General features: G+C 64.9%; 14 protein-coding genes. 9 read left to right on the top strand and 5 right to left on the bottom strand.

What is annotated here, in order from left to right:
* Positions 1-457, top strand: a 457-nt coding sequence (locus tag Q8R73_RS02000) for a hypothetical protein (protein ID WP_305717878.1), incomplete at its 5' end; no start/stop codon positions are given.
* A gap of 6 nt (positions 458-463) precedes the next feature.
* Here Q8R73_RS02000 and Q8R73_RS01995 read toward each other — a convergent pair.
* Entirely contained in the window at positions 464-1,954 is a 1,491-nt protein-coding gene (locus tag Q8R73_RS01995; RefSeq protein WP_305717880.1) for an FGGY-family carbohydrate kinase, read from the bottom strand.
* A gap of 203 nt (positions 1,955-2,157) precedes the next feature.
* Between Q8R73_RS01995 and purM the strand changes: the two genes are divergently transcribed.
* Positions 2,158-3,231: a phosphoribosylformylglycinamidine cyclo-ligase gene (purM, locus tag Q8R73_RS01990; protein WP_305717877.1), complete on the top strand. Its 1,074-nt coding sequence runs from the start codon at positions 2,158-2,160 to the stop codon at positions 3,229-3,231.
* A gap of 18 nt (positions 3,232-3,249) precedes the next feature.
* On the top strand, positions 3,250-3,903 hold the full coding sequence (gene purN / locus Q8R73_RS01985) for a phosphoribosylglycinamide formyltransferase (RefSeq protein WP_305717876.1): 654 nt from the start codon (positions 3,250-3,252) through the stop codon (positions 3,901-3,903).
* Between the two features lie 65 nt (positions 3,904-3,968).
* On the opposite strand, the gene Q8R73_RS01980 is transcribed toward purN, so the two are convergent.
* The gene (locus Q8R73_RS01980) at positions 3,969-4,172 is read right to left on the bottom strand and encodes a cold-shock protein (RefSeq protein ID WP_305717875.1); all 204 of its coding nucleotides are present in this window, start codon (positions 4,170-4,172) and stop codon (positions 3,969-3,971) included.
* Between the two features lie 390 nt (positions 4,173-4,562).
* On the opposite strand from Q8R73_RS01980, the gene Q8R73_RS01975 reads away from it, so the two are divergent.
* Positions 4,563-5,687: an autotransporter outer membrane beta-barrel domain-containing protein gene (locus Q8R73_RS01975; RefSeq protein ID WP_371126002.1), complete on the top strand. Its 1,125-nt coding sequence runs from the start codon at positions 4,563-4,565 to the stop codon at positions 5,685-5,687.
* Between the two features lie 28 nt (positions 5,688-5,715).
* On the opposite strand, the gene Q8R73_RS01970 is transcribed toward Q8R73_RS01975, so the two are convergent.
* On the bottom strand, positions 5,716-6,753 hold the full coding sequence (locus Q8R73_RS01970; RefSeq protein ID WP_305717874.1) for a LysR family transcriptional regulator: 1,038 nt from the start codon (positions 6,751-6,753) through the stop codon (positions 5,716-5,718).
* A 53-nt stretch (positions 6,754-6,806) separates the two neighbouring features.
* Between Q8R73_RS01970 and Q8R73_RS01965 the strand changes: the two genes are divergently transcribed.
* From Q8R73_RS01965 to Q8R73_RS01955, 3 genes are read left to right on the top strand one after another with little or no spacing between them, the layout of a single operon-like run.
* The gene (locus tag Q8R73_RS01965) at positions 6,807-7,430 is read left to right on the top strand and encodes a hypothetical protein (RefSeq protein WP_305717873.1); all 624 of its coding nucleotides are present in this window, start codon (positions 6,807-6,809) and stop codon (positions 7,428-7,430) included.
* Entirely contained in the window at positions 7,417-8,025 is a 609-nt protein-coding gene (locus tag Q8R73_RS01960; RefSeq protein WP_305717872.1) for a GNAT family N-acetyltransferase, read from the top strand. Before Q8R73_RS01965 ends, Q8R73_RS01960 begins: the two co-directional genes overlap by 14 nt.
* A gap of 23 nt (positions 8,026-8,048) precedes the next feature.
* Positions 8,049-8,612 carry an isochorismatase family protein gene (locus Q8R73_RS01955; RefSeq protein WP_305717879.1) on the top strand — a complete coding sequence of 188 codons (564 nt, stop codon included), beginning with the start codon at positions 8,049-8,051 and terminating at the stop codon, positions 8,610-8,612.
* A 16-nt stretch (positions 8,613-8,628) separates the two neighbouring features.
* Here the strand turns inward: Q8R73_RS01955 and rnd are convergent, their stop codons facing one another.
* Together rnd and Q8R73_RS01945 are read right to left on the bottom strand one after the other, a co-directional pair.
* Positions 8,629-9,777, bottom strand: coding sequence for a ribonuclease D (gene rnd, locus Q8R73_RS01950; RefSeq protein WP_305717871.1), 1,149 nt, complete (start codon positions 9,775-9,777; stop codon positions 8,629-8,631).
* 404 nt (positions 9,778-10,181) lie between these two features.
* Positions 10,182-11,660, bottom strand: coding sequence for a YdiU family protein (locus Q8R73_RS01945; RefSeq protein WP_305717870.1), 1,479 nt, complete (start codon positions 11,658-11,660; stop codon positions 10,182-10,184).
* A 226-nt stretch (positions 11,661-11,886) separates the two neighbouring features.
* Here Q8R73_RS01945 and aspS point away from each other — a divergent pair, with 226 nt between their 5' ends.
* Both aspS and Q8R73_RS01935 read left to right on the top strand, forming a co-directional pair.
* Complete coding sequence (gene aspS / locus Q8R73_RS01940) at positions 11,887-13,662, top strand: aspartate--tRNA ligase (RefSeq protein ID WP_305717869.1); 1,776 nt, start codon at positions 11,887-11,889, stop codon at positions 13,660-13,662.
* A 57-nt stretch (positions 13,663-13,719) separates the two neighbouring features.
* A partial coding sequence (locus tag Q8R73_RS01935; RefSeq protein WP_305717868.1) for a phosphate acyltransferase occupies positions 13,720-15,566 on the top strand: 1,847 nt, incomplete at its 3' end.

Raw genomic sequence — 15,566 nt, 5'->3', positions numbered from 1 at the left:
GCACACGATAGGAGCCATCGGGCAAATGGGCGCGATGGCCTGCCTGCTCGTGTTGCTGACCTTCGTTCCCGCACCGACATCGCTTTCGGAATATTCCCTGATGCGCGGGGCGATGGGCGGCATCGCGACGTGGATATTCCTGCCGTCGCTTGGGCTCGTCTTGATTGCCGGCCTGTTGGCGATCGCCTTCAACCCCGGCTATCACAGCGCCGGCTGGGCCTGGGTCAAGCTCTTTTCAGGCATTCTGGTATTCGAGTGGGGCTTCGCGGCTATTCAGGGACCCATGCAACAGGAAGCAGAACTGAGCGCGCGCGCTTTGGCCAACGAGGTCGATCCGGCTACGCTCGCGGCATCGCTGGGCGCCGAATGGAAATCGCTCTGGATCTTGCTCGCGGTCGCGACGGCGAATGTGATCCTCGGCATCTGGCGGCCGCGTCTGACGAACCTTCCCGACTGATGCCGGTCATCGCGCGACGCGCTGTCGGGCATGCGAAGCCGTCGCGCGAGGCAGCCATCCGCGCGCCTCGAGAGCATCGACCAAGGTCAGATGGGCTTGCAGCGCGCCATCGCTTCGCTGCCATTGCGGCTCGTGCCGGGACTTGATGCGAACCATCGCCGCCACGGCGTCGTCGAGCGGCCTTTGCAGGCAGGATGCAAGTATCGCCATCCCGAATGCGGGTTCGGCGACCGCGGGTACCACAAGCTCCCGGCCGAGCATCGTCGCGCGAAGATCGTTCCAGAACCGGCTGCGCGTCCCGCCGCCCGTCAGCGACAGCCGGCCATCGGTCGGGAATCCCAGCAGGTCGAGATAGTCGAAGCAGAGTCGTTCGATGGAAGCGAGGCCAAGCGTGATGCCTAGAAACTTGTCGACCGGATCGGTTGGAGCTTCGGGGAGGAAGAACGCGGTCGCCTCACTCGCGATGAAGGGAAACCGTTCGCCCTTCGCGGAAGCCAGGGGATAGGCGAGGGCGCGCGAGCCGGTTCGCCGGTCCGCTTTCGCGGCGAGCGCATCGAGATCGGCGCCGGGAAGAAAATGCGTCAGCGCACCGGCGCCGGAGCTCGACGCCCCGCCGGGCAGCCACCGGCCTTCGGGCGACCGGTGCGAATAAACGACTCCGGCGGGATCCGGCAGCAACGCGTCGGTTGCTCCTTTGAGGATGAGCGTCGTGCCGAGGACGCTGTTCCAGCTTCCAGCCGATGTCGCGCCCGAGCTGAGTTGCGCCGCGCAGCCGTCCGTCATCCCGGCGACGATAGGTGTGCCTGCGGGAATCCCGGTATGCGCGGCGCCGGCGTCACCGACCGCGCCGATGCGGGCACCGGACCGCCGCAACTCGGGCAACACCTCATGCCGCACGCCCAACTGCTCCATGACAGCCGCATCCCATCGTAGCAACGCCGTGTCGCAGCCGGTTTTCAGGGCGTTGCTGGGATCCGACGGCAGCCGGGTTCCGGACAGCATGCCCGCGATGAAATCGGCCTGATGCGCGAGATACCGCTCGCCTTGATCGCTGCCCTTGCGCAGCAGCCACATCAGCTTGGGCAGGCCCCAGACGGATTGAATGCGCTGGTACCCCAATTTTTTCCACAGCGCCGCGCCGACGGCGTTGGCTTCATCACACTCGGCCAATGCGCGGGCGTCGTCATACATCAGAGCCGGCGTGAGCGCGCGGCCTTGCCCGTCCGTCAGCAGTACCGTGCCCGATGTGCCGCAGACGGCGACGCCGCGGATCCGGTGGGGCGCATCGATCGTCCGGCACATCGCGCGGCTGGCGTGACCGACCGCGATCCACCACTCCCCGGGGGGTTGCTCGTGCCGCTCCTCGAAGCGCATGCTGGATAGCGGATGAGCTCCGGAGCCGACAATGTCGCCGCTGCTTGTTGCGGCGATCGCCCGCACACCCTGGGTGCCGAGGTCGATTCCAACCCAGATGTCCTGCGCAGTTCCGTCGTTCATTGGATGCCGTCCAGGCCAGGGCATTCTATCTGTGCATGGGGTTGTTTTCGCGATTTTTGTGGAGGCCGCTGCGGCGGGCGCCGCGCCGCGTACGATTTGGGCGCTAAGTGCCTGTATTTGCGTTATATATGCAAACGCCATGGGCGAGCCATTGCACGATGGCGGAATCCGACGTAACCAGCCGCCTTCATCTGGATTAGGGCATGATCGACCGCAAGAACGGGCTCACTTACGCGGATTCCGGCGTCGATATCGATGCGGGCAACCGTCTGGTCGATCTGATCAAGCCGATGGTCCGCGCCACCGCGAGAGCCGGCGCCGACGCCGAAATCGGCGGCTTCGGCGGCTTGTTCGACCTCAAGGCCGCAGGCTTCAAGGATCCGGTGCTGGTGGCGGCCACCGACGGCGTCGGCACCAAAGTCAAGATCGCCATCGAGACCGGCCTGCATGCCGGCATCGGCATCGACCTGGTGGCGATGTCGGTCAACGATCTCGTCGTTCAGGGCGCCGAGCCGCTGTTCTTTCTCGACTATTTCGCCTGCGGCAAGCTCGATCCCGAGGCCACCGCCGCGATCGTGGCCGGCATCGCCGAGGGTTGCCGGGAATCCGGCTGCGCCCTGATCGGCGGCGAGACCGCGGAAATGCCGGGGCTCTACAAGGACGGCGATTACGATCTGGCCGGTTTTGCGGTCGGCGCCGCCGAACGCGGCACGCTGCTGCCGCGCGGCGATATCGCGCCGGGCGACGCGGTGATTGGGCTGGCCTCGTCGGGGGTGCATTCCAACGGATTTTCCCTGGTCCGCAAGATCGTAGAAGTGTCGGGTCTCGGATTCGATGCGCAGGCGCCGTTTTCGCCTGTGATGACGCTGGGCGGCGCGCTGCTGACGCCGACGCGGCTCTATGTCCGGTCATGCCTGCGCGCGATCCGCGAAACCGGCGGCGTCAAGGGCCTCGCCCACATCACTGGCGGCGGCTTCACCGACAACATTCCCCGGGTGCTCCCGAAGCATCTCGGCGTCGGCATCGACCTCGCGCGCCTGCCGGTGCTGCCGGTGTTCAAGTGGCTGGCCCAGCAGGGCGGCATCGCCGAACTCGAACTGCTGCGCACCTTCAACTGCGGCATCGGCATGATCGCCATCATCAAGTCCGACAGCATCGAGGAAGTCACCGCCATTCTCACCGAAGCCGGCGAGAGCGTCGCGCTGCTCGGCGAGGTGATCCCGGCCGAGGGCGACCATCGCGTGGTCTATAACGGGCATCTCGATCTCTCATGGTAAGACTTGCATGGTGAGGCCATGAAGCGCCGCGTCGCCATCCTGATTTCCGGGCGGGGATCGAACATGGCCGCGCTGATCGAGGCGGCAGACGCGAGCGATTTTCCGGCCGAGATCGTGGTCGTGATCTCCAACCGGGCCGATGCCGGCGGGCTGGAGCGGGCCAGGGCCAGCGGCATTCCGACCGTCACGATCGAAAGCAAGCCGTTCGGCAAGGACCGTGCGGCGTTCGAGACGGTGCTGCAAGCGGCGCTGGACCAGCACCGGGTCGAGTTGATCTGCCTCGGCGGATTCATGCGGCTGTTCACGGCCGCCTTCGTGCAGCGCTGGCATGGCCGGATGCTCAATATTCATCCTTCGCTGCTGCCGTCGTTTCCCGGCCTCGATCCGCAGGGCCAGGCGCTGCGCGCCGGCGTGAAGATTTCCGGCGCCACCGTGCATTTCGTCATTCCGGAAACCGATGCCGGCCCGATCGTGATGCAGGGCGCGGTCGCGGTCGCCGATGGCGACACGCCGGAGACGCTTGCGGAGCGGATACTCGGCATCGAGCACCGCATCTATCCGGAAGCTCTGCGGCTGCTCGCCGGCGGCCGGGTGCATCTCGAAGGCGATATCTGCAAGACCGACGGCAGCATTCGCACCGGCGGTGTACTGGTCTCGCCCACGGCAACCTGACAAATAAAATCCCCCGGCGCGAGCCGGGGGTGCATCATGATGGCTTGCGCGGATCGTGACGAAGTCTACGAGACCTTCAGGTTTTCCGCGGAGCTCTTGCCGCGGTTTTCCACAAGGTCAAACTCGACAACCTGGTTTTCGTTGAGGGTTGAGAGCCCCGCGCGCTCGACCGCCGAAATATGGACGAACACGTCCTTATCGCCGGCGTTCGGCTTGATGAACCCATAACCCTTGGTCGGGTTGAACCACTTGACGGTGCCTTTTTGCATCGCCTGTCTCCTGATCTAGACATAAAAAAGACGCGGCCACGCATTTTGCGTGCCACGCCACAAGCGGAATTCCGGAAGTCTGCTGAATTTCCGAGTCTTGAACTTCATCGTCGCGAAACGCACAGTCGAACGGCCTGGATCCGATTGTACCTGATATTGCAACACGAAATCCTCGCGTTAGCAAGTAGCTGGCGCGGCTCGCGAAATCGAGCCGGAGACCGGAAAGTGCCGTGACGGAGCTGTGGCAGCGGAACAACAATGGCGGCAATTGGCTGGGACCGGACAGCCAGACCAATTGACGCTCCAGGTGAACTCAGCGCAAATCGCCTTGGGCCGATGGGGTTTTTGGGGTTTTCTTCGAGCGGGCGCTCGTTTTTCGGATTATGCTTCATGCGCTGCGCATCAGCCCGCCTTGTCGTCAGAGCAGGAACCGCCCGACGGCAGGTCCTGGGGCTGGCGTCGGCCTTGTTTCTCGTCATTGCGGCCGCGGCGCAAGCGCAGGCCCAGTCACCCCCGACGCCAACCCCGACACCGACACCCAGCCCGACACCGGGGGTGGTCAATTCCGGTTTCTCGGCCGGCTCCACCGTGACCAACCTCGGCAGCAATTTTCTGGAACGTCTCGGCAATCAGGCGACGTCCGGCTTCGGCAACGCGGTGCGGAGCAATCCAGCCGGCGGCGGTGCCTCCGAAGCCACCGAGGCGCCCCGGTATCGCAGTTGGGCGGAGGGTTACAGCCTTGTCGCCACGACCGGTCCGCAGGGTTACTTCGTCGGCGATCGCCGCAGCACCTATGGCGGCGTCGTCGGGGTGGGCGCGCGTGTCGCGCCCGGCGTCAATGTCGGGTTCTCGGTCGACCAAAGCCACACCGCCATCGACATTCCCCTGGCGCTGCAGTCCGCCACGCTCGATCTCACGCAGCTCGGCTTCAATGCCTCGGTCGACAAGGGACCGTGGACCTGGGCGATCGCGCTGGTTCAGGGCTTTGGCAAGGTCAATTCCAGTCGCGACACCGGGTTCGGCTTCGCAACCGCCGGCTACAGCGCCCGGCTCGCCGGCGCCCTGACCGAACTCAGTTACTACTGGAGTCTCGACCAGAGCCGCATCGTGCCGAAGCTCGCGTTCGAATATGTGCGCGCCTCGACCGGATCGCTGCAGGAAACCGGCGGCCTCGATCCGGTGATGGCAACGGGCGCCACCGCGGAGCGCGCACGGATCCTGATCGGCGCTGAAATCGGCCGCTACTGGATTTTCGATCAGAAGATTTTCGACGTCTCGGCCTACGGCAAGTTCGTCGACAATGTCGCGCAGAATTTCGGCGCGGTCACGGTCAGCCTCGGCGCCCAGAGCATCCTGGTGCAGGGGATCGGCGAAAGCCGCTATGGCGCCGATGCCGGCGCCTCCGCCTCGCTCAGCCTCAGCAACACCGCGCGCCTCTATGTCAACTACGACGCCAAATATCGCGCCGCGATGCAGTCGCACCAGGGCACGCTCGGTATCGAGCTCAAATGGTAGGTTTCAATCGCGCAGCACGCGCGCCCGGTCAGGCCGGCCCCGCCGCCACATATCCCTGAAGGCCGAAATTCGCCCGCGACGCCGCCATCAGCGGCACCAGATCGTTCGGGTGAATGAACTCGTCCTTGAAACAGGGATAGGCCTTCGGGTCGAAGATCTTCTTCAGCCAGTCGATGACGATCTTGTGGCGGTCGGAGTTGCGAAACTCCTTGTGGTAGGTGAGCCACAGATCGGCGTGATGGCGGACGCCGAGATCGACGGGGATCAGGTTCGCGCCGAGTGCGACGGACGATGTCGGCAGGAAGCCCATCCCTGCGCCTCGCTCCACGGCGTAGAGCACGCCGATGCTCGAATTGGTCTTGATCCCGACGATGCCTTCCAGCGACGCCAGTCCGAGCACCCTCGCATAGGCGGTATCGTCGAGCTGCGGCGCCTGCTGGATCACCAGCCTGTGGTTCCTGATTTCGGCTAGCGTCGGCACGCCGTGCAGCTTGCGGTAGCCTTCCGAAACGAAGCCATAGATGTGGAGCCGGCCGAGCTTGGTGACGATCAGATCGGGGTTGGTCGGCCGTTCGAGCTGGATGGCGATGTCGGCCTCCAGCCGGGCGACGTCGGCTTGCTCCATCGCGCAGCGAAGGTCGACGGTGATCTTGCGGTAGGTTTTCTGGAAGTCGATCAGCCGCGGCAGGATCCAGAAATTGCCCGGGCCCTCGGTGACGGCGACGCGGACCGTGCCGGCGGTATCGTCGGACTGCGCCGCGCGCCGGAAAATATTGAAGGCGTGACGTTCCATTTCCATCACGTCGCCGATCATGGCGGCGCCCTCGGCGCTCAGCGTCAGGCCGCTCTGGTCGCGCAGGAATAATCTGCAGCCGATCGACTCTTCGAGCCGGTCGATCCGGCGCATCAGCGTGGTGGAGGTGAGGCCGAGTTCCTCGGCCGCATTGCGAAAACTCTTGTATCTCGCGCACGCCAGAAACGATCGCAGGTCATCCCAGGATGCATCCAGAACTGCATCATTCCGGTGCTGCGTCATCGCAGCACCCCGGTGCAATAGTTGCTGCATACTCCAAATCCCTGCCCGGTATGGTGCTCACCCAGCGGCAGGAGTGACGATAGATGCGCGACCCGGTTATGGAAAGGCCCTCATTGGCCGCAAAACGTGATTTCGATCTGCTGCCCAGAAGCGCGGAGATCGTCGTGCAGCCCGCGCTGCGTTCCGACCTGGGCGCGCTTTCCGACATGGCCAATCGATTGGTGCCCGGAATTCAGACGACGGAACCGGATCTCGAGAAATATCACGACTTCGATCCCGGCAGCATTCTGACCTTCAAGCGAAAGGGCATTCTGCTCGGGGCGGTGGCGTTCCTGTATCTCAACGACCGGGGCCACGATGCGCTCATTCTCGACGAGATGAGTTTGACGCAACCGGAGCTTGGACTGCTCGCCGGTTTATCCGAGCCGGTGTCCGCGATCTACGTGCGGGCGATCGCCGGGCAGGGCAGGGCGATGGCGGGATTGGGCAACGTGTCGGCGTATCTTTCCCGGCCGCGGCTGGCGCCGGCGGATCTCTACGCCCAACCCTCCAGCATCGACGGGCGCAATCTGAACATTGCGATCGGTTTCCATCCGTTCCCGAGCTACCAGCGCGACCTCTGGCGCTACCAGCGCCCCTGGAATCGTTTCCCTTTGAACGCGTCAACAGCCCAACCGGCGAGGAGCTTTGCAGATGCACGGCACTAACATTCCAGCTGCCCTGAAGACGCCATCGCGCTCCATCACCGTTCGCATCGCGCGCGATCCCAACGACCTGATGCTGGTGACCGCGATCCGCTCCGCGGTCTACCTCGCCGAGCAGGATTGCCCGATCGAGGAGGAATTCGACGGCAACGATCTGGTGGCGGCGCACTTCCTCGGATTCGTCGGAACCGAGCCGGCCGGCTGCCTGCGGGTGCGGTTCTTCGGCGAGTTCGCCAAGGTCGAGCGGCTTGCGGTGCGGCACCAGTTCCGCCGCTCGCGGCTCTCCTTCAAGCTGGTGCAGGCCAGCGTCGACTACGTCAAACGCAAGGGGTTCAAGAAGATCTATGGCCAGGCGCAGGACCGGCTGGTGGACTTCTGGGCGCATTTCGGCGCCAAGCCGCTCGGCCACAACCGCAAGATCACCTTCTCCGATTTTTCCTACACCGAAATGGTGCTCGACATCGAGCCCGGCGCCGACGCCATCACGCTCGACAGCGACCCCTATGTGATCATCCGGCCGGAGGGCGACTGGGACCGGCCCGGCGTTCTCGACATTTCAGCGGGCCGCGCCGTGACCTCGCCGCTGCGCACGGTGTGAGCACGCTGATGCCCCATCCCAAACTGGCGGTCTCGATCCATGACGATCCGCCGATCCTGGTCTGCGCGGATCTGCAGAGCGAGTATCTCACCGAAGGCCGCCGTCACGTCATCGCCGATGCCGAGGCGATCACGGCGCGCTGTCGCGAATTGATGACGCTGTGGCGGGACAATCTCTGGCCGATCATCCACCTGAAGCGCATTGCCCACGCCGCGTGGTTCAATCCGGCATCGAACCTGACGGAGTGGATCGCCGAGTTGAAGCCGAGGCCCGGAGAGCTTGCGTTCGAGCATCCGCTGCCCTCGGCCTACAGTTCGTCGCGGTTCGCCGAGTACATGGCGAACATGAAGAACATGCGCTGCGTGCTGGCGGGATTCTCGCTCGATGAAACCATCCTGTCGACCGTGGTCGACGGCTTTCACCGCAGCCACCGCTACCAGGTGGTAAGCGACGCCGTGGCCTGCCGGCGACAGGGGATCGGCGATGCGACATCCTACAAGCTGGCGGTCGTCAATGTGATCGGCAATTTCGCCGGCATCGTCGCAAGCGCCGACCTGATCGATGCCAATGCGGTGATTTCGGTGTGATCTGCCGGAGGCGTGGCTAGGCGCGATCGACCCGGATGACGCGGCCCTTTTCGATCGCCAGCGCCAGCCGGCCATGCTTCAGCGCCAGCGCCGCCTCGCCGAACAATTCGCGGCGCCAGCCATGCAGCGCGGCGACGTCGGCGTTGTCGTCCGCCGCGATATCCTCGAGATCGCCGACCGTGGCGATGATCTTGCTGGCGACGGCGTGACGCTCCGATGTCATGCGCAGCAGCACTTTGAGAAGCTCGACGATTGCAGCACCATTGGAATTGCCGCGCGGCTTTTCCAGCTTCGGTAGCGAGGCGGGGTCGCGCGCCAGCCCGCGCTGCACGGCGGCCACGATGTCGGCGCCCCATTTCGAGCGGTCAAAACCCTTCGGCAGCGAGCGCAGATTGGCGAGGCGTTCGAGGCTGGTCGGCGCATGCGTGGCGATGTCGCCGACCGCATCGTCCTTCAGCACGCGGCTGCGCGGCACGTCGCGGCTCTGCGCCTCCTGCTCGCGCCAGGCCGCTACCTCCATCAGCACCGCCAGTTCCTTCGGCTTGCGGACCCGGGTCTTCAGCCGCTCCCAGGCGCGTTCGGGGTGAAAGTCGTAGGTCTTCGGCGAGGTCAGGACCTCCATCTCCTCGCTCACCCAATCGTTGCGGCCGCGCTTCTTGAGATCGGCATCCAGGGCCGCGAAAACATCGCGCAAATGGGTGACGTCGGAGACCGCGTAGTGCATCTGCTCGGTGCTCAATGGCCGGCGCGACCAGTCGGTAAAGCGGTGGGTCTTGTCCGGCCGGTGGCCGGCGATGCGCTCGACCAGCTGGTCGTAGGCAATGGAATCACCATAGCCGAGCACCATGGCCGCCACCTGGGTGTCGAAGATCGGGTGCGGAATGGTGCCGGACTGGTGCCAGACGATCTCGATATCCTGCCGGGCGGCATGGAACACCTTCAGGACGTTCTCGTCGCCCATCAGCTCGAAGAACGGCTTGAGGTCGATCCCGGGGGCCAGCGTGTCGACCACGACCGCTTCCTCGGCACTCGCCATCTGCACCACGCAGAGCAGGGGATAATAGGTGGTTTCACGCAGAAACTCGGTATCGACGGTGATGACCCGGTGTTTCGCGAGCCGGGCGCATACCGCGGCAAGGTCGGAGGTGGTGGCAATCAGATCCATGAACGGTCCATAACGCTTTTGAGACGCGTTCGGCCGAAAGCGCTGATATGTCAAGGGTCTTGGGGCGAATTCATGCCTTGCATTTTAGCCCGGCCCGTCCATTTCGAGAATGGACTCAGGGCCGCCCGGAGCGCCTGGCGCGGTCCGGCCCGGTCAAATGCAACCGCAATGCTCCGTCAGTAGTCGCGAACGTGGCGCGAGCGGCGGCGCTGCGACGGCGTGGCCAGCACGACGATGCAGAGTGCCAGCATCGCCAATCCCATGAATTTGAAAACCAGAACGTCCAGCACGATAAATTCCCCCTGCGAAACCATTAGACTTGGAGGGAACCGATTGACCGTTTGTTAATTCCTGAGGCCGGGGGAACCGGAGCCTGATGCGATGTTTAACGGAAAGTTAGCGCCTTACGTCCCGCAAAAGGTCTGCAGCACGCATTGATGCGGCTCTGGCGGGTCGGCATAACCGGCAAATTCAGGCTGGTCCTGATACGGCTTGGCCAGCACCGCCAGCAGTTCCTCGAACGGCGCGAAATCGTCGCGGTTCACGGCGGCTTCGATCACGGCTTCCACCCGGTGATTTCTCGGGATGAAGGCGGGATTGACCGATCGCATCGCGGCCTGGCGCTCGGCGGGAGATTGCATCTCTCCGGAGATCCGCTCCCGCCAGCGCGCGGCCCATTCGTCACAGGCGACGGGCTCGGCGAACAATGCCCGCACTTCGGTATCGCCGTCCGGATCGAGCGCGGCGTCGCTCAGCCGCCGGAAGGTCAGCGTGAAGTCGGCCTGGTTCTTCGCCATCGCGTCCAGCAGGTCCTGCACCAGCGCCTCGTCGCCGTCACGCACCGTGAACAGGCCGATTTTCTGCCTCAGGCCGGCCTGATAGGCCGAAGTGAACCGCTCCGCGAACTCGCCGAGGATGGTCTGGGCCTCCTCGACGGCCTTGTCCTTGTCGTCGGACAACAACGGCAGCAGGCATTCCGCCAGGCGCGTCAGGTTCCAGAGCGCGATCCGCGGCTGGTTGGCGTAGGCGTAGCGGCCTTGTTGGTCGATCGAGCTGAACACTTTGGCGGGGTCGTAGTGATCCATGAAGGCGCAGGGGCCGTAGTCGATGGTCTCGCCCGCGACAGAGGAATTGTCGGTGTTCATGACGCCATGGATGAATCCGACCAGCAGCCAGCGCGCCACCAGATCGGCCTGCCGCGCGATCACGGCTTCGAGCAGCGCGCGATAGGGGCGGTCGGTATCGGCGGCGTGCGGGTAATGTCTGGCGATGACGTGGTCGGCCAGCCGCCGCACGCCCTCAGTATCGCTGCGCGCCGCGAAATACTGGAAGGTGCCGACGCGGATGTGGCTGGCGGCGACGCGGGTCAGCACGGCGCCCGGCAATGGCGTCTCGCGCATCACGTTCTCGCCCGTGATCACGGCGGCGAGCGACCGCGTGGTGGGAATGCTGAGTGCGAACATCGCCTCGCTGACGATGTATTCGCGCAGTACCGGGCCGAGCGCGGCGCGGCCGTCGCCGCGGCGCGAAAACGGCGTCGGGCCGGACCCCTTGAGCTGAATGTCGCGGCGCACGCCCTCGGCGTCGATCACCTCGCCGAGCAGGATGGCGCGGCCGTCCCCGAGCTGCGGGACGAAATGGCCGAACTGGTGGCCGGCATAGGCCATCGCGATCGGGTCGGCGCCATCAGGGACCCGCTTGCCCGCCAGGATCTCGGCTCCCTCGAGGCTGTCGAGCCGGTCGGGATCGAGGCCGAGCTGCAGCGCCAGCGGCCGGTTCAGCTTGATCAGGCGCGGGGCCGCGACCGGGGTCGGCGCTACCCGCGCGAAAAAGCTCGCCGGCAGGGCCGTATAGGTGTTCTGGAACGGGAAATGGATGGTCATGGGCTTAAAGATAGGCGCGCCTGGGCAATAGACAATCGCCGGGAGCCGCTGCCCGTGGATGCTCCCGCTTTTTAGCGCATTTTCCTTCTCCCGGCGCCGGATTCGACGGCCAAAATCGACCCCGCATTCGGTTGCCGCGCCTGACCGCGTCGGGTAAACCCTGACCCTCCTCGGACGGGCTTTTGGCCTCGATTCGACCTCTCCGACATCTGTTTTTGGGAAACCCATGCATCGCTACCGGTCACATACATGCGGCGCGCTCCGCGAGGGCGAAATCGACCAGACGGTACGGCTGTCGGGCTGGTGCCATCGTATCCGCGACCATGGCGGCGTGCTGTTCATCGATCTGCGCGACCATTACGGCCTGACGCAATGCGTGGCCGACCCGGATTCGCCGGCCTTCAAGGACGCCGAAAAGCTGCGCGCGGAGTGGGTGGTGCGGATCGACGGCAAGGTCCGCCGCCGGCCGGCTGGCACCGATAACCCGGATTTGCCGACCGGACTGGTCGAGCTTTACGTCAGCGAGATCGAGGTGCTGGGTCCGGCCGCCGAATTGCCGCTGCCGGTGTTCGGCGAGCAGGAATATCCAGAAGACATAAGGCTTAAGTACCGTTTCCTCGACCTTCGCCGCGACAAGCTGCACCAGAACATCATGACCCGCGGCGCGATCGTCGATTCCATGCGCAAGCGGATGAAGGAGCAGGGCTTCTTCGAATTCCAGACCCCGATCCTGACGGCGTCGTCGCCGGAAGGCGCGCGCGACTTCCTGGTGCCGTCGCGGATTCATCCGGGCAAGTTCTATGCGCTGCCGCAGGCGCCGCAGCAGTACAAGCAGCTCCTGATGATGTCGGGCTTCGACCGCTACTTCCAGATCGCGCCGTGTTTTCGCGACGAGGATCCGCGTGCCGACCGGTTGCCGGGCGAGTTCTACCAGCTCGACGTCGAGATGAGTTTCGTGACGCAGGACGACGTATTTGCCGCGATGGAGCCGGTCGTCACGGGCGTGTTCGAGGAGTTCGCCAAGGGCAAACCGGTGACAAAATGCTGGCCGCGGATTCCGTTCGCGGAAGCCTTGCGCAAATACGGCAGCGACAAGCCGGATCTGCGCAATCCGATTATCATGCAGGACGTCTCCGGGCATTTCCGCGGCTCCGGCTTCAAGGTGTTCGCGCGGATGCTGGAGGACCCGAAGAACCAGGTCTGGGCCATCCCCGGCACCGGCGGCGGCTCGCGCGCCTTCTGCGACCGCATGAACTCATGGGCGCAGGGCGAGGGCCAGCCCGGTCTCGGCTACATCATGTGGCGCGAGGGCGGCGAGGGTGCGGGTCCGCTGGCCAATAACATCGGCCCGGAACGGACGGCGGCGATCCGCGATGCCCTGGGCCTGAAGGAGAGCGATGCCGCCTTCTTCGTGGCCGGCGATCCGGAAAAATTCTGGAAGTTTTCCGGATTGGCACGCACCCGGCTCGGCGAGGAGTTGAACCTGATCGACAAGGATCGGTTCGAGCTCGCCTGGATCGTCGACTTCCCGATGTACGAGTACAACGAGGAAGACAAGAAGGTCGACTTCTCGCACAACCCGTTCTCGATGCCGCAGGGCGGCCTAGAAGCCCTGCAGACCCAGGATCCGCTGACCATCAAGGCGTTCCAGTACGACATTACCTGCAACGGCTACGAGATCGCTTCCGGCGGCATCCGCAATCACCGGCCGGAGGCGATGGTGAAGGCGTTCGAGATCGCGGGCTACGGCGAGAGCGACGTGGTCGAACGGTTCGGCGGCATGTATCGTGCGTTCCAGTATGGCGCGCCGCCGCATGGCGGCATGGCGGCCGGCGTCGACCGCATCGTCATGCTGCTTTGCGGCACCACCAACCTGCGCGAAATCTCGCTGTTCCCGATGAACCAGCGGGCCGAAGACCTGCTGATGGGAGCGCCGTCGGACGTCGCGCCGAAGCAATTGCGCGAGTTGCATATCCGGCTCAATCTGCCGGACAAGGGCTAGCGCAGGTCGGGTCACCGAAGTCTGAATTCGGGCCAGGGAAGCCGCCGGGGGAAATGTATGTCGTCCCATTCTGATGATCTGCAATCCGCGGCGCTGGCTTATCATCGGCTGCCGCGGCCGGGAAAGCTCGAAATTCAGGCGATCAAGCCGCTCGCCAACCAGCGCGACCTCGCGCTGGCCTATTCGCCCGGCGTGGCGGCGGCCTGCATGGCCATCGCAGCCGATCCCGCGGAAGCCGCATCCCTGACCATCCGCGCCAATCTGGTCGCCGTCGTCTCCAACGGCACCGCGGTGCTCGGCCTCGGCAATATCGGCCCGCTGGCGTCCAAGCCGGTGATGGAAGGCAAGGCGGTTCTGTTCAAGAAATTCGCCGGCATCGACGTGTTCGACATCGAAATCGCCGCCGACACCATCGAGCGCGTGGTCGAAACCGTGGCCGCCCTCGAGCCGACCTTCGGCGGCATCAATCTCGAGGACATCAAGGGGCCGGAATGCTTCGAGATCGAGGCGCAGCTCAAGGCGCGCATGAAGATCCCGGTATTCCACGACGACCAGCACGGCACCGCGATTATCGTCGCCGCCGCGATCACCAATGCATTGCTGCTCACCGGCAAGAAGCTGGCCGAGGTCAAGATCGTCGCCTCCGGCGCCGGTGCGGCTGCGATCGCTTGCCTCAACCTGCTGGTCTCGATGGGTGCGCAACGCAGCAACATCTGGGTCTGCGACATCGACGGCGTGGTGCATGAAGGCCGCAACACGCTGATGGACCGCTGGAAGTCGGTCTATGCGCAGAAGACCGACAAGCGCGTGCTGGCGGAAGTGATCGGCGGCGCCGACATTTTCCTGGGACTTTCGGCGCCGAACGTGCTGACGCCTGACATGGTCAAGGCGATGGCGGACAGGCCGCTGGTCATGGCGCTGGCCAATCCGACCCCCGAAATCATGCCGGACGAGGCGCGTAAAGCACGGCCCGATGCGATGATCTGCACCGGGCGCTCCGACTTTCCCAACCAGGTCAACAACGTCCTGTGCTTTCCCTTCATCTTCCGCGGCGCGCTCGACGTCGGCGCCACCGCGATCAACGAGGAGATGAAGAAGGCCGCCGTGGATGCGATCGCGCAGCTCGCGCGTGATCCGCCGTCGGATGCGGTGGCACCCGGGTTCGACAGCGGCGAAGCGCAGGGCTTCGGGCCCGGCTCGCTGATCCCGAGCCCGTTCGACCCGCGGCTGATCCTGCGCATCGCTCCGGCCGTCGCGCAGGCGGCCATGGACAGCGGCGTCGCCACGCGCCCGATCACCGACATGGACGCCTATGTCGACAAGCTGACCCGCTTCGTCTTCCGCTCGGGCCTGGTGATGAAGCCGGTCTTTGCCGCCGCTCGTACGGCCGCCAAGAAGCGCGTCATCTATGCCGACGGCGAGGACGAGCGCGTGTTGCGCGCGGCTCAGGTCGTGCTGGAGGAAGGCATCGCCGAGCCGACGCTGATCGGCCGCCCCCATGTGATCGACGTGCGCCTGCGCCGCTACGGTCTGCGCATCCGCCCGGGCGCCGACTTCACCATCGTCAACCCGGAGGACGATCCGCGCTACCGCGACTATGTCGACCTGCTGATCCAGCTCGCCGGCCGGCGCGGCGTGACACAGGAGGCGGCGCGGACAATGGTGCGCACCGACGCCACGGTGATCGCGGCGCTCGCGCTGCGGCGCGGCGACGCCGACGCCATGATCTGCGGTCTTGAAGGCCGGTTCGAGCGGCACCTGCGCAATGTCGCGCTGATCATCGGCGCGCGGGCCAGCGTGAAGTATCGCGACCTGTCGGCGCTCTCCATGCTGATCTCACAGCGCGGCGTGACCTTCCTGACCGACACCTACGTGACCGTGGATCCCAGCGCCGACGAGATCGC

The sequence above is a fragment of the Bradyrhizobium sp. genome (assembly GCF_030697065.1).
Taxonomy (GTDB): domain Bacteria; phylum Pseudomonadota; class Alphaproteobacteria; order Rhizobiales; family Xanthobacteraceae; genus Bradyrhizobium.
This window is presented reverse-complemented; position numbering and strand designations above follow the sequence as displayed.